This is a genomic window from Sulfitobacter sp. G21635-S1 (assembly GCF_027213915.1).
In the GTDB taxonomy this organism is placed as follows: domain Bacteria; phylum Pseudomonadota; class Alphaproteobacteria; order Rhodobacterales; family Rhodobacteraceae; genus Sulfitobacter.
In genome coordinates, this window is sequence record NZ_JAPWGV010000006.1 from 183,866 (window position 1) to 205,599 (window position 21,734).

Here is a 21,734-nt window from a genome sequence, read left to right on the forward strand (position 1 = left end):
TCCCAATGTCGCAGAGCGGCAAACCGACAGGGCTGTTCAAGAACCTGAGCGCAAAGATCGCCGCCATTCCCATGGTGCTTACCGCACTTGTGGTTTTTGTCGGATGCTCTGTCTGGACAATCGTCTATTCCTTTACGAACTCCCGTCTCCTGCCCAGCACCAAATGGGTTGGGCTTGATCAATATGAACGTCTTTGGGGCACCCGACGGTGGCTCATTTCAATCGAGAACCTCGCGATTTACGGCATCCTGATGCTGATCCTCGCGCTGGTGCTCGGGTTTCTTCTGGCCGCGCTGATCGACCAGAAAATCCGGTTCGAGGATGGGTTTCGCACCATTTTCCTCTACCCTTACGCGCTCAGCTTCATCGTGACGGGCCTGGTCTGGCAGTGGCTTTTGAATCCGGAATTCGGGATTCAGAACGCGGTGCGCAGCCTTGGGTTTGAAAGCTTCACCTTCGATCCACTCTATAACACGAACACGGTGCTTTACGGCGTGCTGATCGCCGGTTTGTGGCACACCAGCGGCCTCGTGATGTGCCTGATGCTGGCGGGTCTGCGCGGCATTGATGAGGACGTGTGGAAGGCCACCAGGATCGACGGCATCCCGGCGTGGAAAACCTACCTGTTGGTGGTGATCCCGATGATGCGTCCGGTCTTCATCACCACTTTGGTGCTGATCACCTCTGCCATCATCAAGCTCTATGATCTGGTCATCGCGCAAACCGGTGGCGGTCCCGGCCTCGCGTCCGAGGTGCCGGCCAAGTTCGTGTTCGACATGATGTTCGTCTCGCAAAACCTTGCCCAGGGCTTTGCCGCGTCCAGCATGATGCTGGTGGCCGTGATCGTTGTCATCATCCCCTGGGCTTACCTTGAATTCGGAGGCAAGAAACATGGCTGATGTCACCAACAACATGCAGCGTTCAAGTCCGGCGCATGCATCCGGCCCCAAGCCCCGCCGGATCTTTTCCCGAAACAACATCGTGATCTACGGCATTCTGGTGGTTCTGGCGGTTTATTACCTCCTTCCATTCTACGTGATGCTGATGACTTCGCTGAAAGGGCTGCCGGAAATCCGCATGGGCAGCATCTTTGCCCCGCCGATGGAAGTCACGTTTGAGCCCTGGCACAAGGCGTGGTCGACGGTCTGTACCGGGCTCAACTGCGACGGCCTGTCGCGCGGCTTCTGGAACTCGATCAAGATCACGGTGCCCTCCGTCTTCTTCTCGATCGCGGTGGCCTCGGTCAATGGCTACGCGCTGTCGATGTGGCGGTTCAAAGGGGCCAATGTGTTCTTCACCATCCTGATCATCGGCGCCTTCATTCCCTATCAGGTGATGATCTATCCGATCGTGATCCTGCTGCGCGAAATCGGGCTTTATGGCGATCTGGGCGGGCTGGTGCTGGTGCATACGATCTTTGGCATGCCGATCCTGACACTTCTGTTCCGCAATTATTTCTCTTCGGTGCCCGAAGAATTGTTCAAGGCCGCCCGCGTCGATGGCGCCCGGTTCTGGACGATCTACTTCAAGATCATGCTGCCGATGGCAGTGCCAATCTTCGTGGTGGCGGTGATCTTGCAGACCACGGCGATCTGGAACGACTTCCTGTTCGGGGTCATCTTCACCCGGCCTGACAACTACCCGATGACGGTTCAGCTCAACAACATCGTCAATTCGGTCACGGGGGTGAAGGAATACAACGTCAACATGGCGGCGACCATGCTGTCCGGGGTTGTCCCGCTCACCATCTACTTTCTCTCTGGCAAGCTCTTCGTGCGCGGCATCGCAGCCGGCGCCGTGAAAGGATAACGTCATGCAGCCAAGTGTTTCGATCCAGAACCTCAAGCTCGACTTCGGCTCGGTGTCGGTCCTGCGCGATCTGAACCTCGACATCGGGAAAGGCGAATTCCTCGTGCTGCTGGGCAGCTCGGGCTGCGGCAAGTCCACCTTGCTGAACTGCATCGCCGGCCTGCTGGAGCCGACCGAAGGCTCGATCCACATCAACGGCAACAACGTCACCTGGGCCGAGCCCTCTGATCGCGGCATCGGCATGGTGTTCCAATCCTACGCGCTTTACCCTCAGATGACGGTCGAGGGGAACCTGACCTTCGGTCTGAAGAACGCGAAAATGCCCAAGGAGGAGATCAAGCGTCGCGTGGCCCGTGCCGCCGAAGTGCTCCAGATCGAACCGCTGCTCAAGCGCAAGCCGGCCGCGCTCTCCGGTGGCCAGCGTCAGCGGGTTGCCATCGGCCGGGCCCTCGTGCGCGACGTCGATGTCTTCCTCTTCGACGAGCCCTTGTCGAACCTCGATGCCAAGCTGCGCGCCGATCTGCGGGTGGAAATCAAGCGTCTGCACCAGACCCTTGAAAACACCATGATCTACGTGACGCATGATCAGGTCGAGGCGATGACCCTGGCCGACCGCATCGCGATCATGAAGGGCGGCGTTGTCATGCAGCTCGATACCCCGAGCGTCATCTACAACAAGCCGGCCAATAAATACGTCGCGGATTTCATCGGCTCGCCGTCGATGAACTTCTTTGACACCAGGCTGGAAGATCCGCAGGCACCCAAGGTGACAATTGCGGGCAATGACGTGTCCTTGTCGGGGTATGAGTTCACCCGGCCCGGCCTCAGCGGTGATGTGTGGTTCGGCATCCGCCCAGAGCATATCGTGACGGGTGAGGCGGCAGATATCGCGCCGGTCCAATTCGAGGTGCGCGCCGAACTGGTCGAGCCGATGGGGGCCGAAACGCTGGTCTGGTCCTCGCTTGACGGCACGCCGCTGCGCTTCCGTGTCGATGGGCAGGTGCCGGTGGCGGATGGTGATCTGATCCGCATCGGTTTTGATCCGGCGCGCGCGTCGATCTTTGACAAGGTTGAAGAACTGCGGGTGTGACCGATCGAACAGCGACCGGCGCCTGAATCCGGCGCCGGTCCTTTTATGTGTTTCGAACGCGCTCGCCAAGAAACACCGCGGCCTACGTGTCAAAAGCCTCGGCGCATTCCACATTGACCGAATGGCCTCCGGGAAGGCCGGCGATGGCGATCTCGGGATGTGACCGCTCCGGCGCTTTTGGCATCGGGCGTTGGCCACGGCCGGGCAGATCGACCCGGATCAGGCGTAAATGATGCGCCAGCGCGGCATTCGGCGTCCTGATGTTTCGGTTAACGCGAAGCCCATGCACCAAAAGAAAAGGCGGCACCCCGGTGCCGGGTGCCGCCCTGTTGTCAAAGGTCAGTGATGGACCTGTGTTCAAATCACCGATTTTTCTTGCAGCCAGTTGCGCACCGTTTCCGACAGGGCCTGCGGCTGTTCGAACGGCAGCAGGTGCCCGGCGCCCGCCAGAACGAGTGATGTGGCATCAGGAATTTTTGCTGCGACCGCGTCGTGAACGTCTTTGGTCGACAGGTGGTCCTGATCGCCGGTGATCAGCAGCACGGGAAAGGGAAAGTCGCCGATATAGGTCGTCGCATCAGGGCGATGCAGCAGTGCGAGGTTCTGGCGCTCATGCACCGCCGCGCCGCAATCCACGACCATCTGACGGATCTGCGCGACCAAAGCGTCGTTCTGCGCATTCTCCTTGGACAGGACCTTCGGCGCCCAGTTCGCCGCATAGCTGGTCATATCGGCATTGGTCGCGTCGATGCGTGTCTGACGATGCTCAAGCTCGTTCGCACCGGGGCCTTCGGCACTGGTGCTCGACAGGATCATGGCCTTGATCCGCTGGGGCGCCTGACGGCCCATTTCCATCGCGACGCGCCCCCCCATGGAATGGGCCATGACGATCAGATCGCCTATTGTGTCGTTCAGGGCGCGGGTGGCCATCGCTTCCAGGGTCGCGTCCTTTGTGGTGTCTGCGACATGAACCGCATCCACTTGCTGTTCCAGATCTTGAGCTACGGGTGCCCAGGTGCGTGCGTCTGACATGATGCCGGGAATAGTAACGAGCGTTGCCATCGGATCTTCCTAATTGCTGACTGCCACAGGTGCGGCGTTTGTCCGGATTTTATCAGACCCGACCACTTTCAAAAACCTGATCAAAGGTTAGGGCCGTTCAAACGGTAGTGTCGCAAAGTTTTCGCCGGCCTGAGAAAACTCTTCTGCTGGAAGTACTTATCCAGCGAGCGCCGCAAAATGTGCGAAGCCGGACTCCTCTGGCTGATTAACTCTGATCGCCTTCCCTGAACTTTGGCTGCCCGGTTATCCTTTCGGCCATGAAAGCCAGGAATGGAAGGACCAGCGTCTTGCGACCTATGTTGAAAATTCGCTGACTGTCGGATTGCCAGCCTGGCTGGGCCTCCATCGCGGTCAATCAGGCCGGTGCGCAGTATTTTGCAACCGTGTCGGGCGCGGTCACGATCATGCCCACCACAGTTGTTGATGAACGCACCTATGCCGATTTTCAGGCATTCGAGGCCAGCAGCTGGGTCGGGAAAGGCGCCGGTGCCTCGGCGATCTTTGGCGGTGACGGACGTCGCCTGACGGAACCGATGGCCCAGCACGCGGAAGGTTTTGTCACTGCGGAAGTCGGTACTGCCCAATTCAAGGGGATCTCAAGCAACCCTGAGGGCTGGTATTCCTGGGGTGTTCCCAACGCGATGACCGACCCATACAAGGGCCAGCAGGTCGCGGACCCCGAGCATGGTGAGGTCCATAAAGTGAAAATCGACATCTGATCCTGCGACTTTCGCCTGTCGGTGCGTGAGGACTCCCGCCCGTTTTCCGTTGGCCGAAAATGCAATTTTTTTGACCCAAACTGCCATGTCACTCGACCGGGTCCGCCCGCATTCTGTTTCGGGAAACGTCGGCGGAAACCGCCCGACGCAAAAACAGGTTGCCGGAAAACAAGGCCACAGCCAGCTTGCCAATCGTGGCGGCTGTGCTGCGAGAAAGGACAAAGCAATGGATCGTAATATCGATGGCATCATCGACGGGGTTGCGGATCAGGTTGTTGCCTGGCGGCGGCACATGCATGCAAACCCGGAATTGTCCTTTGAGGAATTTGAGACGTCCAGGTTCATCACCTCGATCCTTGAAGGGCTCGACGGGATCGAGGTCAGCCATCCTTCCGGCACCAGCGTCGTCGGACGGCTTCGGGGCAAGCGGCCCGGACCGGTGATTGCCATCAGGGCCGATTTCGACGCCTTGCCGATTGCGGAGGAAACCGGGCTGCCATTTGCCTCTAAGAACGAGGGGGTCATGCATGCCTGCGGGCATGACGGGCATACTTCGATCCTGCTTGGTGCGGCGCAGGTCCTGTCCGGGATGCGTGACGATCTGCAGGGGGAGATCCGTTTCCTGTTCCAGCACGGGGAGGAAACGCCGCCGGGCGGGGCGCGGGGCATGATCGAAGGCGGTGCCATGGAGGGGGTGGACCGGGTGATCGGGCTGCACCTGTGGTCGCCCATCGAGATTGGCACGGTCATGGTGAACCCGACACGCGTGATGGCGGCCTGCGACATCTTCCGGATCGAGGTGAAGGGCAAGGGGGGCCATATTGGCGTGCCCCATGAGGCGGTGGACCCGATTGCCATCGGCGGACAGATCCTGAGCAACCTGCAGCATCTGGTGGCGCGCGAGATCGACCCGGTGGAATCGGCGGTTGTGGGTGTCACCGGGTTCAACTCCGGCATCTCGGTGGGGGTGATCCCGCCAACCGCGGTGCTGACCGGCGGCACCAACAGCTTTTCGCCGCAGGTGCGCGACCTGATCGAGCGGCGGATCGGCGAGATTGCTGCAGGGGTTTGCGCCGCGCATGGCGCGACCTGCGATTACGAATACACCCGGATCTATGACACGGTGCTGAATGACCCCGAGACTGCGGGTGTTGTGGACGAGGTCGCGGCGCGGCTGTTTGGGCGCGATGCGGTATGCGAACTGCCCCCGATCATGCCGGGAGAGGATTTTTCGTTTTTCGGGCAGCAGGCGCCGTCCTGCTTTGTGCTGCTGGGGGCGGGCAATTCCGCCAAGGGCATCACCGCGCCACATCACGACGCCAGATTCGACGTGGACGAGGATGCGCTGGCCATGGGCACGCGGTTGTTCGTGCACACCGCCTTGGAACTGCTGGAGCGGACCGAGGTGCGGGGCTGACCTTGCCCGTGACCCGGGTTAATGGGTTGGTGGCTTCCGCCTGACCTGCGAGGGCAGGATCCCGAAGGCGGCCTTGAATTCGTTGCTGAAGCGGCCGAGGTGATGGAAGCCATAGGTCATGGCGACGCGGGTCACAAGGGGGGCGTCCTCGGCCGCCTGTTCGAGCGCTGCCTTGGCTGCCTTGAGGCGCATCACCTTCAGCAGGGCCATCGGCGTGGTGCCGCGATGCCGGCGAAAGCCTGCATGCAGCGTGCGCCGGGTGGTGCCGGAATGGCGGATGATATCCTCAAGCAAGATGGCTTCGTCCAGATTGTCGGACATATAGGCCTCGGCCCGGAGGATATAGCCGGGAACGTGTTCGGCCCCGGCCTCGCAACGGCCCGCGCGCTGGTATTCGGGGGAGAGGCCCAAAACGGCGGAGGTGATGAGCTCTTTCATATGCGTGGCGACGCCGGGACTGTGCAAGGTGCGATCGTTGCGCATCAGCCCGCCGATGAGGGTCGCCAGGATGCCGGAGAGCAGCATGCCGTCGGTGCCGACGTCATAGGCCCGGAGCGCGAAGCTGAGGCTTTGGGTCCGCACCGGCAGGTCGCGGCTGTTGAGGTAGCGGCCAAGCCAGTCTCCGTTGATGGCCAGGGTCAGGTGGCGGCATTCGCCGCGCATCATGGCGCGATAGGGCTGGCCCGGCGGCAGGACGGTGAACTGGTTGGGGCGCAGGCAGTATCGGGTGCGGTCGGTGCTGATCAGGGTGGTTTCTGCCAGCGGGAACTTGACCGTGATGCCCGCGCCCGGCTGGTCGATGACGACGTTGGCCATTTCGGCATCGCATTGGTAATCGACATAGTGCAGCGAAATGCCGTCGAGATCGATGGCGTGGTGCCAGAAATCCACGGACCGGGAGCGGATGCCGGTGAGGTCGAAGGCATGCGGTGCGATGACCCGGCTCATGTGGCGATGGATGTCGGTGGCATCGGTAACAGCCAGGTCCGCGCCGCGAAGATGCCTGCGCAGGGTGACATCCGGCTCAATCAGTTCCTGGAACTGCTGGATCATGAAGACCTCCGCCGTGGCGCGGTGCGCGGGGCAGGGAGGCCTAGTTCAAAGCCGTTGCTTTCAGACGCGGCCTTTGCTGCCATCGTCGATCTCCTGTTGGTTGTGCGGCGCTTTTATGGGCGGTTATCTGTCGCCCGCTCCTGCAGCTATGAAACATTGGTATCGAACCGGCCTGGGGCCCTTTGCCTGTTGGCTGAGCAGTGCGGCCGGGGTATATAAACTTTGGACCCAAAACATTCGTTTAGGAATTGCATTTTCGGGCTCCGGATTTACAATTTCGGCCATGACCCAGTCGAATGGGCGAATGTCCTCAGTGACGAACGCCAATCCCAAGGTGCGCGCTTTCTTTCTGTCGGTCTTCATTGAGGCGGCTGAACAAAAAGGTTTGAACACGGCCAAGTTGCTGCGCGAGGCCGGGATTTCCCCATCGACGCTGGCGTCGCCTTACAAATGGGTGCCGCTGCCTCGTTACATCGACCTGACAAATCGCGTGGGTGACGCGCTTGGCAATCAGACTCTCGGCGGAGAACTCGGCTCCGCCTTCAGCCTGACGGATCTGGGGCCTTTCTATACCTTGGTCACAACCGCGCGCACCGTGGGGATGATGCTGGAGGCTTTCATGCGGTTTCAGCGTCATTGGCAGACCGACACCAACCTGTCGATCAAACCCGCGGAAGAGCGGGCCGAGATCTGCTATAACATCGGCGATCCCGCGCTGTGGCCGCGGCATCACGATACGGAATTCACGCTATGCGCGCTGGTCTCGGCCATGCGTCAGACGGTGAGCGCCAACTGGCGTCCGGTCGAGATCCTGCTGGAACATGACATTGCAGGGCGTGAGGCGCGGCTGGCCGAGATTTTCCGCGCGCCGGTGCGGGGTGACCAGCAGTACAATGCCATTGTCATTCCGACATCGTCGCTGGACATGCCGCTGCTGATGAACGCGCGGCTTGATTTCGAACGGCTGCAACCGATTGTAGAGCGTCATCTGCTGGACCTGATGGGGGAAGAGGCCAGCGATCCGGTGGATGTGGTGGAACAGACCCGCCGCCTGATCACCGAAGGTTTCGGCCAGGGGACAATCCACCTGCGCGCCATTGCGGCGGCACTTGGCAAACCGGAACGCACATTGCGCCGCCAGCTTGCGCAGCAGGGGCACAGCTTTCGCGACCTGTTGCAGGACCAGCGGATGCTGCGCGCGCGTCAACTGCTGGAAAGCCGGGCCAACATTCCATTGGAAACACTGGCCGAGACGCTGGGCTATGCCGATGCGGCCTCATTCGCGCGGGCCTTCAAGGCATGGAACGGCGTGTCGCCGCGGCGGTTTGCCCGCGCGCGGCGCACTGTCAGGGGTGATAGTGGACCGAGGCCTTGACCCTGGTATGGGCCAGGACGGCTGCTTCGCTCAAATCGTTGCCGACGCCGCTTTCCTTCCAGCCGCCGAAGGGCAGCGCGACATCCAGCGCATTGTGCACGTTGATCCAGACCGATCCGGATTGCAGGCGCTGTGTCATCCGGTTGATGCGTGCGATGTCGCGGGAAAAGACGCTGGCACCCAGACCAAAGCGGCTGTCGTTGGCCAGCCCGAGCACTTCATCCTCGGTGTCGAAGGGGGCGGCGACCAGGACCGGGCCAAAGATTTCGTCGGTGACTGCAGACATGCCGGGGGTCACACCGGTCAGCACGGTGGGGCGGATATAGGCGCCCTGGTGGTCGGGGGCGGTGCCGCCGGTTGCCAGTTTTGCACCATCCGCCACGCCCTGTTCCACATAGCCCATCACGCGCTGGCGGTGGGCGGTGCTGATCAGCGGCCCCATCATCGCTGCGGGTTCGAGCGGCGCGGAAAGCGTGATGCTTTCGGCCACTGAAACGACCTTTTCGATCACCGCATCATAGATTGATCTGTGCACATAAAGCCGCGCGCCGGCACAGCAGTTCTGGCCATGATTGGCGAAGATGCTCCAGGCGGCGGCTTCGCCCGCGCTGTCAATATCGGCATCTTCCATCACGATGACCGGCGATTTTCCACCCAGCTCAAGACTGTATTTCTTGAACTGGCCCGCTGCCTCGACCGCGATACGGCGGCCCACTTCGGTCGAGCCGGTGAATGAAATCATCGCGATACCGGGATGGGCGACCAGCATCTGACCCAATTCGGGCCTGCTGCCGGTGACGATGTTGATGACACCTTCGGGAATACCGGCCTCCAGTGCCAGTTCGGCAAGGCGCAGGACAGAGAGCGGCGTCTGTGGCGCCGGTTTCAGCACGATGGTGCAGCCGGCGGCCAGGGCCGGGGCGATTTTCCAGATCGCAATGCCCAGAGCCACGTTCCAGGGCACGATGGCCCCGACCACGCCGATGGGTTCGCGAAAGGTGAAGCCCTGCAGGTCACCTGTCGGGATATAGGGGACGGAAAGCTGCATGGTCTGGCCTGCCAGCTTGGTGGTCCAGCCGGCCATGTAACGCAGCACATGGGCGGAATATTGAACATCCATGCCAGCGGTGTTTGCCAGCAACCGGCCAGAGCATAATGTCTCGATCTGGGAAATCTCGCGCTCATGTGCTTCCAGCAGATCGGCGAGTTTGAGCAGGCAGCGTTCACGTTGGTATGGGCGCATGCGCTTCCATGCGCCGTGCAGCGCATCGGTCGCGGCGGAAACTGCCGTATCGACATGCGCGGCATCGGCTTCGGCGGCGCGGGCGAATTCCAACCCCGACGAGGGGTCGATCAGCGCGTAGCTTTTGGTGGTCGGCACTGTCTTGCCGCCGATGTGCAATCCGTGGGTGCGGCCCGTGGCGGCCGTCGCGGCAGGATCAAGCCGGGTGAAATCGTTCTCTAGGCGTGACATGGTGTCCTTTCTCCGGCGGGTATGTCCGGTTCATTGTTATGTGAGTTTGGCCTGGCGGCGGGATCTCAGCATGCCGCGCACACCCCCCAGCCAGACCGAGAAGATCAGGATTCCGCCGCTCAGCGTGCCCTGGCAGAAGGAGGATACGCCGGTGAGCGTGAGCCCGTTCTGCACCACACCGAGGAACAGCATGCCGATCAGCGTGCCTAGGACACCGCCTTCGCCGCCGGTCATTGCGGTGCCGCCGATCAGCACGGCGGCGAGCACGGTCAGCAGCAGGTTCAGGTCGACTTCGGGCGAGGCAACGGTCAGCCGCCCCACTTGCACCACACTGGCGAGCCCGGCGGTCATGCCCGAGATGACAAAGACCGTGAACAAAACGCGGCGCACATTGATGCCGTTGAGCCGCGCGGCCTCGGGGTTGGCACCGATGGCATAGAGCGCGCGCCCGAAGGAGGTATAGCGCAGCACGCCGCCCGCGATCAGGAACAGGACCGCGTCAAAGATCAGGATGATGGGGACCGGGCCGAGATTGCCGTTCACGAAGGTGTTCAGCGCCTTGAAGGTCGGCTGCGAGAAGACCGAGTAGCTGCCGCCGTCATTCATGATCAGCGCGCCGCTTTGAAAGACGGACAATGTGCCAAGCGTCACCACGAAGAAGGAGATCTTTGCGTAGGAAACAAGATAGCCGTTGAACGCGCCCAGAAGCCCGCCCGCCAGCAGCGCGCCGAAGATGGCAAGGGGCAGGGGGGTGCCGTTGATCAGCAGCAGTCCGAACACCATTGCTGCCGCTGTGGTGGCGGAACCGAAAGACAGATCCACCGTGCCCGAGATCACCACGAAGGTCGCGCCCAGGGCCAGGATGAAGGCAACGCTGTTCGATTTGACGATGTTCATCAGGTTTGGCCAGGTCAGAAAGACCGGCTGGTAGAGGTAGAGGAAGATCGAGATCACGATCAGGCTGACCAATGCACCGGCATAGCGGCTTTGCAGCAAGGTTGCGGCGGCGGACGGTTTGCGATGGCGGGGCGGGGTTTGGGTGATGTCTGTCATGATCATTCCTGCTTTGGGGGGCGCGCGCGGCGGTCGCCCGTGACGGCACAATGGGCGATCACCTCTTCGGTGAACTCGGCCCGATCGAATTCGGCTGCCAGGCGGCCTTCGAAGAACACGCCGATGCGGTCGGCGATGCCCAGGATTTCAGGCAGTTCGGAGGAGACGACAATGACAGCAGCCCCGTTTTCAGCGGCGTCCTGAAGCATCCTGTAGATCTCGGATTTTGCGCCCACGTCGACGCCACGGGTGGGTTCGTTCAGCACCAGCACCTCTGGCGCGCGCTCAAACGTGCGGCCCAGCACGACCTTTTGCTGATTGCCGCCCGACAGGGTCGAGATCAGCACATCGGGGCCGGATGTTGCCACGCCGTAATCGCGGATTGCGGCGCTCACGTCGCGCGATTGCCTTCGCAGCGAAACGAAGCCCCGGCGCGACAGCCGGTCCATCCAGGCCAGGGCGAAGTTTTCGGAAATGTTGCGCACCGGCAGGATTGCGGCCCCCTTGCGGTCGTCGGGGACATAGCCGATCCCGGCAGCAATCGCGCGGGCGGGATTGCCCAACACCACGGCACGGCCCGCGACCGTCACCCGGCCCGTCGCACCGACGGCCCCGCCGAGCGCCTGGGCGAATTCCGACTTGCCTGAACCGGCCAGCCCGGCAATGCCGAGGATTTCGCCCCGTTTCACGTTGATCGAGACCGGGGCAATCCCGGCATCGTTTGAGGCGAGATTTTCGATCTCGACCACGGTTTCGCCTGCTTCGATATGACGCTTGGCGTAGTAATCCTCGATCTCGCGGCCGACCATCAGCTCGACCAGCTTGTCCTCGGGCGTGGCGGGGATCGGCACGGTCGAGATCAGCTTGCCGTCGCGCAGCACGGTCGAAACCGAGGATACTGCGTAGATCTCGGGCATGCGGTGGGTGATCATCAGCACCGACATGCCCTTGTCGCGTTCCTGCACAACCAGGTCGAGCAGACGGCGGGTTGCGGATTCCGACAGCGAGCTTGTCGCCTCGTCCAGGATCAGCACCCGCGCGTCCGCGGAAAGGGCGCGGGCGATTTCGACTTCCTGTTGCAGCTCCAGGCCCAGTTCCGACACCCGCGCATTTGGCGAGACATGGACGCCCAGCCGGTCCAGCGCTGCAATCGCGTCATGTTCGAGCCTGCGCCAGTCGATGGCGCCGAGGCGGGTTCGGGGGAGGCGGCCCATGAAGATGTTTTCGGCAACACTCAGCGTGGGGGCCAGGGTCAGTTCCTGACTGATCATGACGATGCCGCGCCGGATCGCGTCGGCGGGATCGGAGAGAACCAGCTCTTCTCCGTCGATGAACAATTGGCCTTCGTCGGGCTGAAGCAATCCGGCGACGACCCGCGAGAGGGTGGATTTGCCCGAACCGTTTTCGCCGGTCAATGCGTGGACCTCGCCTGCGCGCAGGGTCAGATCCACGCTGTCGAGCGCCTTCACGCCGGGGAAGGATTTGCTGATGTTGCGGGCCTCAAGCACCACGGGTCCGGGCGATGGTGCATTCATGCTGCGTCTTCCTTGATCATATCCGCTCCCTTTTCGGCGATCATGATGGTGGGGGCGTTGGTATTACCGGAAATCAGCGTGGGCATGACCGAGGCGTCGACCACGCGCAGACCGTCCAGGCCCCGCACCTGCAGCGTCGGGTCCACCACTGCCATCGGATCGGTGCCCATCTTGCAGGTGCCGACCTGATGGGCGATGGACAGCCCGGTGCGGCGGGCATAGTCAAGCAGCTCGGCGTCGCTCACGGTGTGTCTGCCGGGGGCGTATTCTTCGGTGATATGGGCGGCGATCTGGGGTTGTTGGGCCACCTTGCGCGCGATCTTCAGCGCCTCGACCAGCAGTGTCCGGTCGGTCCGGGCCGAGAGATAATTGGGTTGCATCAGGGGGGCCGTATTCGGGTCGGAGGACCGCAGCGACAGCCTGCCCCGGCTTTCGGGGCGCAGCGGGCAGACCACATTGGCGAAGCCCGAGAAATTATGCAGCCCCTCGTCATATTCGTCGTGGCTGAAGGTCTGGAACAGGAACTGGATATCCGGCGCATCCACATGGGGGGAAGACCGGACAAAGGCGCCGGCCTGGGCCGCAGATATGGTCAGCGGCCCGCGCCGCATCAGCGCATATTGCAGACCCGCCTTCACCTGCTGCCAACGGCTGGTCATCAGGTCGTTGATCGTAAGCGGCAGCTTGCTGCGGTAGGTCAGGATCGCGCCGTAGTGGTCTTGCAGGTTCTCCCCCACGCCGGGCAGGTCATGGACCACGGGAATGCCGTTCTGAGTCAGTTGTACGGCAGGGCCGACACCTGACAGAAGCAGCAGATGGGGGGATTTGATGGAACCGGCACAGAGGATCACCTCGCGGCTGGCGCGGATGCGGATCAGCCTGCCGCCACGGCGGAATTCGCAACCGACGGCGCGTTTGCCGTCGAAAAGAATGCGTTCGACCACGGCTTCGGTTTCCACCCGCAGATTGGGGCGGGCGCGGGCCGGGCGCAGATAGGCCACAGCGGCGGAACAGCGCCGGGCCTTGCGGGTGGTCAGCTGGTAATATCCGATGCCTTCCTGACCGGCACCGTTGAAATCGTCGTTGCGCGGGATGCCTGCAGCGACGCCGCTGGCGATGAAGGCTTCGCAGAGCGGGTTGCGTTCAACCAGGTTCGACACGCGGAGCGGGCCGCCGCTGCCGTGATAGGTGTCGGCGCCGTTCTCCTGATCCTCTGCCTTGCGGAAATAGGGCAGGACGTCTTCGTAGGACCAGCCGGTGTTTCCCATCTGCCGCCACTGGTCGTAATCGGCGGCCTGGCCCCGGATGTAGAGCAATCCGTTGATCGACGACGATCCGCCCAGGACGCGGCCGCGCGCCCAGTACATCGGCCGGTCGGCGATCTCGGGCCCTTTCTCGGTCTCGAAGCGCCAGTTGACGTCCGGGTTCACGATGGTCTTGCCATAGCCGATGGGGATGTGAATCCAGGGATTCGTGTCGCGCTTGCCCGCTTCGAGCAGCGTGACCTTGGAATGACCGTCCTCGGACAGGCGCGCCGCCACGACACAGCCGGCGGAACCGGCCCCGATGACAAGGTAGTCAGTGCTGAGTGTGGCGTCATGTTCGGTCATGATGTTCCGGGGATGCTTGCAGGGCAGGGATGGCCCCACACCGGGGGGAGGTGCAGCGGTGTGGGGCCAGCTTTCATTTGATCAGCGGCACGGTGTCGACGGTATAGCCGCGCTCCAGCGTCGGGACATAATCGCCGATGTTCTCGTAGGTCAGGAACTGCGAGGCGACGATCAGGTCGTCGGGCTGGGTGCCCGGATTGTCGAGCAGCTGCTTGAAGCCCAGGATGATCGCGGCGGCCATGCCGTAAACGTCCGGGTCCCAGCTGCCGGTCAGGCGGCCTTCGCGCAGGGCGGCGATGGCTTCGTCGTCGCCGTTCATGCCAAAGACCATGACGCCGTCAGAGCCGTCCGCGGCATAGATCGTCTTGCCGCTGGCAAGGGCAGAGGCGGAGATGCCTAATGCGCTGGCGTCGTTATAGGCCCAGAACACATTGGCGTCCGGGTGGCGCACCAACAGATCGGCGGCCATGGTCGCGGCGCTGGCGGTTGAATCCTTGGTGTTGTCGACCCGCGCCACGACATCGAGGCCCCCGGCCCTGGCGGCCGCTTCGAAACAGGCGGTGTTCTGCTGGATCGACGGCACCGGCGGGCCGCCCATCACCACAACCCTGGCTTCGGGGCGGCGTTCCGTGATCCAGGCGACCTGACGTTCGTAGGTCCCGCCCTGCTGGCACAGGCTGATTTCCCACCAGACCGTCATGGTCACGCCCGGGCCTGTTGAGTTGACACCGACCACCGGCACCCCCTGTTCGTTGGCACGGGTATAGGCGGCGGCAACGGCGTTCGGGTCCAGCGACCAGGATCCGATGGCCTTTGCGCCAAGGGTCACCAGCGTGTCGACATGGGACACCTGCCGGTTTGGCGAGAGGTTGGCGTCGAGCATTCTGTACTGCCAGCCAAGATCGCCTGCCATCTTTTCCATGATGTCGCTGGCCAGCGCCTGACCGGGCTGGCTGGCGATGGGCGACACGAAGCCGACCATTGTTTCCTGGGCCGCGACCGTCGCGGCCGAAGCCGCCAGGCAAAGCGCCGCAATCGGGGGGACATGTTTCATTTTCATCGTTTCTTCTCCTGTTGGTTTTGTTGTTTTTCGGACCGGGTCGTCATTCCAGCCCGGTTGGGTCGAGCCGCATGCAGACCGCTTTCGGCTCGGTAAAGGCGTTGATGGCTTCGGTGCCGAATTCGCGCCCGATGCCGGACATCTTGACCCCGCCAAAGGGCATGGCGGTGTCGAGGACGTTGTGTGTGTTGATCCAGACCGTGCCGGAGTCGATTTGCCCGGCCAGCACATGCGCCTTGTTCAGGTCGCGGGTCCAGATGCTGGCGCCCAGCCCGTATTCGGTGTCATTCGCCGCTGCCTTCAGGTCGGAGATGGCGTCGAGCCGATTGGCGATCACCACGGGGCCAAAGATCTCTTCGCGCATGACTTTGGCATCGCGGGCCACATTCTGCAGAAGGGTCGGTTCGTAGAAATAACCCTGCGTGCCCGTCCTGCGCCCGCCGGTCACAACCTCGGCCCCGCCGTCAATGCCGCCCTGGACCATCTCGCTGACCTTTTCCAACTGCCGCGCCGAGACCAGCGGCCCGAGCGCGACATTCTGTTCAAAGGCATGTCCGATGGGCAGGTTTGCCGCGAATTCGGCGATGCCTTCGACCACGCGGTCATAGACCGGGGCCTCCACATAAAGGCGCGAACCGGCGGTGCAGACCTGGCCGGAGTTCGCGAAGATCGCCATGGCGGCACCGGGGATCGCCTGGTCCATGTCGGCATCGGCCAGCACGACGGTCGGGGATTTGCCGCCCAGTTCCAGCGTCACCCGCTTCATCTGAGGCGCGGCGGCTTGCAGGATGCGCTGTCCCGTCAGGGTCGATCCGGTAAAGGCGACCTTGCGCACCAGCGGATGATCCACCAGCGAGGTGCCGACCGGGTCGCCATAGCCCGTCACGATGTTGACCGCGCCGGGGGGGAATCCGGCCTTCTGGATCAACTCGCCCAGCCGCAGCGTGGTAAGCGAGGTTTCCTCCGAAGGTTTCAGCACGATGGTGCAGCCAAAGGCGATGGCGGGGGCGATTTTCTGGATCGCCTGGCCCAGCGGGAAATTCCACGGCGTGATCCCGGCCACCACACCCACGGGCCTGCGTTCGGTATAGGCGCGGTATGTGCCACCGTCGTTGATGAAGGGCGACAGCGTGATGTATTCTCCCGCCATCTTTGACGACCAGCCCGCATAATAGCGCAGCGCATCCATGCTAAAGGCAAGGTCGATATGGCGCGACACCGCGTAGGGTTTGCCGTTGTCCCAGCTTTCAAGGGTGGCCAGCGCGTCGGCTTCCTCCTCGACGAGAAGGGCCAGCCGTTCCAGCAGCCGGCCTCTGTCCAGCGGGCGCATCTTTTGCCAGGCGGCGCTTTCGAAACAGCGATGTGCGTCTTTCACTGCGCGGTCCACATCTTCGGCATTGCCTGCCGCGATATGGGCGAAAGTCTGCTCTGTTGCCGGATTGATCACGGGGATCGTCCGGCCCGAAGCTGCCTCGACCCATTCGCCGCCGATCAGAAGCCTGGCGGGTGGCAGGGTGGTATCGGGAAAGGGGGTGGCTGCTGTGTTCATTCTCTGCTTTCCGGGGAGCTGTCCAATAGGGCTTTCGAGAGAAGCCTAGGGAGCGCAGAGTGCAGTCGCTATCCGCTGAGGGCAGCGATGGCAGGTATATTTGCGAATTTCGGGTAGATTCGAATGCCCCGCAAAAGTGAGGCGATGGGCGCGGGTCGTTGCACCTTATCTGCAGGGTGTGGTTTGCACAGTGAACCCGGCGGCCGGGTATTTCCGATCTGGACCGGGGTGCGACCAGGGCTTTCACTGAGCCAATATGAAAGCAACCGCGCCTGCCGAGCCTAACGCAATGGCCCGCCGATGGCGGCAGCACGATAGGCGCGCGGGCTTTGTCCCATCACCGCTTGGAAGGCGCGGGTGAAGCTGGCGGTTTCAACATATCCAGCACGCTCCGCCACTTCGAGGATGCTCAGCCGGGTTTCCAGCAACATCCGCGCCGCGCGGTCGATGCGATGCCGCCGTGCCAGTTCACGGAATGTCGTGCCCTCCGCCCGCAACCGCCGTCCCAGGGTCGAGGCGCTGATCCCGAGCCGGGCCGTGACCCTGTCCAGACCGGGTTCAGGGCCTTCGGAAAGGGCGGAGAGGGTCTGGCGCACGTCTTCGGTGAATGTCGTGATGGCGTGGCTGCGTTGATCCAGAAGCTGAATGTAATGCTGCATGAGGGCGACGAGGTTCGGGTCGGCCTGGGCCGTACGGCGGTCCATGTCTTCGGGCCGGAACCACAATGCGTTGACCTCCTGATCGAAGAAAACGGGGCACCCGAACACCGCCTCGTGCCGTCCCAGCCGCGCGGGGCGTGCATGTTCGAACCAGACCTCGGCAGGGGCATAGCGCGGCCCCAGCAGCAGCCGGATCAGCCGGTCGACATAGCCCAGTGAAAATTCAACGTCCTGCCTGCGTGGCGTCAGGTCGTTGTCGGTGATGCGATAACGGACATGCGGCGCGGGGCCGGTCTGAACCTCGAAAGTGGTGGCATCCTGAATGGTGAACACGCTGGAGGCCAGTGCGCGCACGGCCTGGGTGAGATCGGAAGAGGCGACAAAGATATATCCCGCCGGACCCACCAGTTCCGGCCCCATGCGCGATGACAGGTCCAGCCCGAAGGTGTCGCGCCCGATTGCCTGGTCAATATTGTCGAACAGGCGCAGATAGGCGGCAAAGGGCAATGTGGCATCCACATGGTCCAGGTCCCCCGGGCGTATCCCTTCGGCCCCGAGCAGGGCCTCGACAGTCGATTCGGGCAATGGGGCACCATTCAGGATACCGCGCAGAATCTTGGCCTGAATGCGCGGGACGCGCTGCGGTTCTGTGGGGTCTGGCGTCATTCTGATCTAAACTATCAATTTTATGACTGAATAGATCAAGCATGATCGACGGCAGGCCTTATCGTCAAGGCCAGATGACGCGCCCGGTCAACGGGCCAGAGACACAGGGAATGTTCCAATGAGTGAAACGCACAGCCGTTTTGCAACCATCGCCATCGTCGATACGAATGGTTTGCTTCGGGGTCAGAAGGTGCGGGGTGCGGATGTGGCGGGGTTGTTTGACGTCGGGCCGGGCATGTCGCCGGTCCAGCTGGCGCTGGACCCGACTGACGAGATTTTGGACATGCCCGGTGTCACCGATGACAGCGCCGATTTTCACGACGATGTCCTGGCGGTGGATCAGGACAGTTTGCGGCATATCCCCTTCGAACGGGAGGAAGACAGCCCGCTCTACCTTGCCGAATTCACCGGGGAAGCCGCGGCCTTTTGCCCGCGCTCGCTGCTGCGGCGGGTGCTGGCGCGGGCCGAGGCGGCGGGGATCTGTGCCAAGGTTGGTGTGGAGCTGGAGTTCACGCTGTTTGACGAAACCCCGGCAAGTCTGGCGGCCAAGGGGTATGACGGGCTGACCACGGCCACGGCGCACCCGAGCCATGATCTGATCATCTATCAGGCGGCGCAGGCCGATTTTTATGCGGCGGTCGCCGATATGTGTGGCCCCCTGGGCATCGGGCTCGGCAAGATGCACGAAGAAATCGGCGGCGGTTTCATGGAGGCCTGCATTGCCGCGACCACCGCCATGGAGGCGGCGGATCAGGCGGTGTTGTTGAAGAATTTCCTACGCGTGCTGGCGATGCAACGTGGCCAGACCGTGTGCTTCATGCCGCGCTGGTCGGAACAGGTGGACAGCCAGTCCAGCCATCTGCATGTGTCGCTGACGGACCGGGAGGGCAGGCCGCTGTTCTGGGACGGCGATGCACCGGACCGGATGAGCCAGAGGTTCCGCCATTTCATCGGTGGGATGCAGGCCTATCTGCCCGCGCTGATGCTGGTCTTTGCCCCGACGGTGAATGCATGGCGGCGCTTTGCCGAAGGGACCTTTGCGCCGCCCGCCTTCAGCTGGGGTGTCGAAAACCGAACCACGGCCTTTCGCGTGGTGGGCCATGGCGCGGGATCGCTGCGGGTGGAAAACCGTCTGCCCTGTTCCGATGCAAACCCACATCTGGTGCTGGCCGCGACGCTGGCGGCAGGGCTGGCCGGGATCGAAGAGCAGCTTGAGCCGACCGGGGCGACAATTGGCAACGGCTATGTGCCGGGCGCGGCGAAAGGTCCACCGCTGCCTGACGGTATGGCGGCGGCGATTGCGGCGCTTGAAGGATCGTCCCTTGCCAGGGACTGGCTGTCGCCGCGATTTGTCGAAACCTTTACGGCGACACGTTCCCATCAGCTGCGCCAGTTCGAGGGCAAGACGCTGATCGACGAACGTCGGCGTTTCTTCGAGTTGGGATAGGGCATGAAGATCGGAATTCTGGAATGTGGCACCAATCGCCCTGAATGGGCCGAATACGGCCGGTTCGCCGACTGGTTTCCGCCGCTGCTGGCCCAGGCCGGTGTTGCCTTTGACGTGCAATCCTGGTTGGCGTCAGAGGGTGAATTGCCGGACAGTGCAGATGTCTGCGACGCCTGGCTCCTGACCGGCAGCCCGGCCAGTGCGGCGGATGATGCGCCATGGCAGCAGGCGCTGAGTGCCTTTCTGGCCCCGCTGATCGACCGCCAGCCGGTGATCGGTATCTGCTATGGCCACCAGCATCTGCACCGGATGCTGGGGGGCAGGGTTGAGGAATGTTCCGACTGGGGTGTGGGCGTGCAGTCCTACCCGGTCAGTGCCGCCCCCGACTGGCTGACGCCTGAGGCCGCGGGGGAGGGATTTGACCTGATCGCGCTGCACCATGATCAGGTGACGCAGCCTGCGCCTGACACGCTTGTGCTGGCCGGGTCGGCATTCTGCCCCTACGGCGTGACCCGGATCGGCACGCGAACGCTGACCTTTCAAGCCCATCCCGAGATGGACCCGGCCTTTGCCGCGCTGGTCTATGAATTTGAGCGTCACCGCATCGGAGATGCCGCGACCGAGGCGGCGCTGGCCACATTGGACCGCCCCCGCGACACCGCGCGCGCGGCGCGCTGGATCATGGGATTTCTGGCGCATCACCTGGAGGAACCCACATGACCACAACGCTGAACGCTCCCGAAACCCGGATTGACCTGTCGGATGCCGGCATGTGGCAAGGCGGCCCGCCGCATGTCGAATTCGCCCGCTTGCGCGCCGAGGCCCCGATTGCCTGGAACGCGCGCAGCGACGGGCACCGGGGATTCTGGGCGGTGTCGCGGTTTGACGACATCGCTGCCATCTCGCGCGATACGGCGCTGTTTTCGTCGCGCAACGGGGTGATTTCGCTGGACGATTTCGACGATGCCCAGAACGACAAGCGGCGCACGCTGTTGGAAATGGACCCGCCGCAACATGGCAAGATGCGTATGCTGACCATGCCGGGCTTTTCCCGACGTGGCGCGGGGGGGCTGGAAGAGGACGTGCGCGCAAGGATTGCCGCGTTGCTGGACAATCTGGTGGGCGCAGGATCGTTTGAGGCTGTGTCGACGCTGACCAAACAGGTGCCGATCATCACGCTTTGTGCGTTGCTGGGCATACCGGTGGAGCGGACCGAAGATCTGATCCGCTGGTCCGATATGCTGATCGGGTCGGACGATCCCGATTTTGTCGATCCCATCTTTGACGCCTATTCCGAGGCCGAACGCCGGATGATGCCCTTTGGCCATCCCGCCGCCTTGCAGGCCTTTGAGATGGGCCGCGAACTGGCGGCGGACCGGCGCGCCAACCCGCGTGACGATGTGATCACCATGCTGGTGCAGGCACAGGTCGACGGGCGGCCGCTGACCGAGGACGAATTCCTGAATTATTTCCTGATGCTGGTGGTGGCTGGCAACGAAACAACCCGTCACACCATGTCACATGGTCTGCGCGCATTGGCCGATCACCCGCGCGAATGGGACCGTTTCCGCCAGGGTGGGATCAAAAGCCAGACCGCCACGGATGAGATCCTGCGTTGGGCCACCCCAGTGCATTTCGTGCGCCGGATCGCGACGCAGGACACCACGTTGAACGGCGTGCCCATCGCCAAAGGTGACAAGGTGGCGATGTATTATGCCTCGGGAAATCGCGACGAAACACGGTTCGAAGCACCCGAAATCTTCGACATCGGCCGCGGGAAAAATCCGCATATGGCCTTTGGCAAGGGAGGGCCGCATTTTTGCCTGGGCAATTTCGTGGCGCAGCTTCAGGTGCGGGTGCTGATCGAGGAACTGGCGACCCGGGTGTCGCGGATCGAGGCCAGCGGCCGGTTTGACATTCTGCGGTCGAACCACATCCACGGGGTCAAGGCGCTGGATATTATCCTGCACCCTGCGGGCTAGGTCGTGTTGACATTCATTGTCGCCCACCCGTTTCAGTCCAAAATTGCTCAGTTCCAGGCAAGAGAGCGCAGGAATAGCCAGCTATTTCAAGCTCTCTTAACGCAGAAATGGGCAATTTTGGCGAAACCCCTGCGGGGCGCGGCGGATTTTGCCTCTGCCATCCCGGATGTTCGC

General features: G+C 62.5%; 18 protein-coding genes. 9 read left to right on the forward strand and 9 right to left on the reverse strand.

Annotated features, from left to right (window positions below; translation table 11 throughout):
• The first annotated feature begins 5 nt into the window (after nucleotides 1–5).
• From O4H53_RS08765 to O4H53_RS08775, 3 genes are read left to right on the forward strand one after another with little or no spacing between them, the layout of a single operon-like run.
• Nucleotides 6–899, forward strand: a complete 894-nt coding sequence (locus O4H53_RS08765) for a carbohydrate ABC transporter permease (protein WP_269363020.1) — start codon at nucleotides 6–8, stop codon at nucleotides 897–899.
• Nucleotides 892–1,809 (forward strand): carbohydrate ABC transporter permease, encoded by a 918-nt coding sequence (locus O4H53_RS08770; protein ID WP_269363021.1) that lies wholly within the window; start codon nucleotides 892–894, stop codon nucleotides 1,807–1,809. The genes O4H53_RS08765 and O4H53_RS08770 overlap by 8 nt, the downstream gene beginning before the upstream one ends.
• 4 nt (nucleotides 1,810–1,813) lie before the next feature.
• Nucleotides 1,814–2,899 carry an ABC transporter ATP-binding protein gene (locus O4H53_RS08775; RefSeq protein ID WP_269363023.1) on the forward strand — a complete coding sequence of 362 codons (1,086 nt, stop codon included), beginning with the start codon at nucleotides 1,814–1,816 and terminating at the stop codon, nucleotides 2,897–2,899.
• Nucleotides 2,900–3,256: 357 nt separating this feature from the next.
• Here O4H53_RS08775 and O4H53_RS08780 read toward each other — a convergent pair whose 3' ends face one another.
• Nucleotides 3,257–3,961 carry an alpha/beta fold hydrolase gene (locus O4H53_RS08780; protein WP_269363026.1) on the reverse strand — a complete coding sequence of 235 codons (705 nt, stop codon included), beginning with the start codon at nucleotides 3,959–3,961 and terminating at the stop codon, nucleotides 3,257–3,259.
• Nucleotides 3,962–4,365: 404 nt separating this feature from the next.
• On the opposite strand from O4H53_RS08780, the gene O4H53_RS08785 reads away from it, so the two are divergent.
• Both O4H53_RS08785 and O4H53_RS08790 read left to right on the forward strand, forming a co-directional pair.
• A complete protein-coding gene (locus O4H53_RS08785; RefSeq protein ID WP_269363027.1) occupies nucleotides 4,366–4,680 on the forward strand; it encodes a hypothetical protein in 315 nt (104 codons plus the stop codon).
• A 226-nt stretch (nucleotides 4,681–4,906) separates the two neighbouring features.
• On the forward strand, nucleotides 4,907–6,097 hold the full coding sequence (locus tag O4H53_RS08790; protein WP_269363029.1) for an amidohydrolase: 1,191 nt from the start codon (nucleotides 4,907–4,909) through the stop codon (nucleotides 6,095–6,097).
• An 18-nt stretch (nucleotides 6,098–6,115) separates the two neighbouring features.
• On the opposite strand, the gene O4H53_RS08795 is transcribed toward O4H53_RS08790, so the two are convergent.
• Nucleotides 6,116–7,150: an AraC family transcriptional regulator gene (locus O4H53_RS08795; protein WP_269363031.1), complete on the reverse strand. Its 1,035-nt coding sequence runs from the start codon at nucleotides 7,148–7,150 to the stop codon at nucleotides 6,116–6,118.
• A 304-nt stretch (nucleotides 7,151–7,454) separates the two neighbouring features.
• On the opposite strand from O4H53_RS08795, the gene O4H53_RS08800 reads away from it, so the two are divergent.
• A complete protein-coding gene (locus O4H53_RS08800; RefSeq protein WP_269363032.1) occupies nucleotides 7,455–8,525 on the forward strand; it encodes an AraC family transcriptional regulator in 1,071 nt (356 codons plus the stop codon).
• On the opposite strand, the gene O4H53_RS08805 is transcribed toward O4H53_RS08800, so the two are convergent.
• From O4H53_RS08805 to O4H53_RS08835, 7 genes are all read right to left on the reverse strand, one after another.
• Nucleotides 8,497–9,999, reverse strand: a complete 1,503-nt coding sequence (locus O4H53_RS08805; RefSeq protein WP_269363033.1) for an aldehyde dehydrogenase family protein — start codon at nucleotides 9,997–9,999, stop codon at nucleotides 8,497–8,499. The two genes, O4H53_RS08800 and O4H53_RS08805, sit on opposite strands and share 29 nt — an antisense overlap.
• Before the next feature lie 36 nt (nucleotides 10,000–10,035).
• Entirely contained in the window at nucleotides 10,036–11,052 is a 1,017-nt protein-coding gene (locus tag O4H53_RS08810) for an ABC transporter permease (protein WP_269363034.1), read from the reverse strand.
• Between the two features lie 2 nt (nucleotides 11,053–11,054).
• Nucleotides 11,055–12,587 (reverse strand): sugar ABC transporter ATP-binding protein, encoded by a 1,533-nt coding sequence (locus tag O4H53_RS08815; protein ID WP_269363036.1) that lies wholly within the window; start codon nucleotides 12,585–12,587, stop codon nucleotides 11,055–11,057.
• Nucleotides 12,584–14,197, reverse strand: coding sequence for a GMC family oxidoreductase (locus O4H53_RS08820; RefSeq protein ID WP_269363037.1), 1,614 nt, complete (start codon nucleotides 14,195–14,197; stop codon nucleotides 12,584–12,586). Before O4H53_RS08820 ends, O4H53_RS08815 begins: the two co-directional genes overlap by 4 nt.
• Before the next feature lie 73 nt (nucleotides 14,198–14,270).
• The gene (locus tag O4H53_RS08825; protein WP_269363038.1) at nucleotides 14,271–15,251 is read right to left on the reverse strand and encodes a sugar ABC transporter substrate-binding protein; all 981 of its coding nucleotides are present in this window, start codon (nucleotides 15,249–15,251) and stop codon (nucleotides 14,271–14,273) included.
• Nucleotides 15,252–15,300: 49 nt separating this feature from the next.
• Nucleotides 15,301–16,806 carry an aldehyde dehydrogenase family protein gene (locus O4H53_RS08830; protein ID WP_269363040.1) on the reverse strand — a complete coding sequence of 502 codons (1,506 nt, stop codon included), beginning with the start codon at nucleotides 16,804–16,806 and terminating at the stop codon, nucleotides 15,301–15,303.
• 281 nt (nucleotides 16,807–17,087) lie between these two features.
• The gene (locus O4H53_RS08835) at nucleotides 17,088–18,131 is read right to left on the reverse strand and encodes an AraC family transcriptional regulator (RefSeq protein ID WP_269363042.1); all 1,044 of its coding nucleotides are present in this window, start codon (nucleotides 18,129–18,131) and stop codon (nucleotides 17,088–17,090) included.
• A gap of 118 nt (nucleotides 18,132–18,249) precedes the next feature.
• On the opposite strand from O4H53_RS08835, the gene O4H53_RS08840 reads away from it, so the two are divergent.
• From O4H53_RS08840 to O4H53_RS08850, 3 genes are read left to right on the forward strand one after another with little or no spacing between them, the layout of a single operon-like run.
• Nucleotides 18,250–19,578, forward strand: coding sequence for a glutamine synthetase family protein (locus tag O4H53_RS08840; protein WP_269363044.1), 1,329 nt, complete (start codon nucleotides 18,250–18,252; stop codon nucleotides 19,576–19,578).
• Nucleotides 19,579–19,581: 3 nt separating this feature from the next.
• Nucleotides 19,582–20,298, forward strand: a complete 717-nt coding sequence (locus tag O4H53_RS08845; RefSeq protein ID WP_269363045.1) for a glutamine amidotransferase-related protein — start codon at nucleotides 19,582–19,584, stop codon at nucleotides 20,296–20,298.
• A complete protein-coding gene (locus tag O4H53_RS08850; RefSeq protein WP_269363047.1) occupies nucleotides 20,295–21,560 on the forward strand; it encodes a cytochrome P450 in 1,266 nt (421 codons plus the stop codon). Before O4H53_RS08845 ends, O4H53_RS08850 begins: the two co-directional genes overlap by 4 nt.
• Nucleotides 21,561–21,734 lie beyond the last annotated feature (174 nt).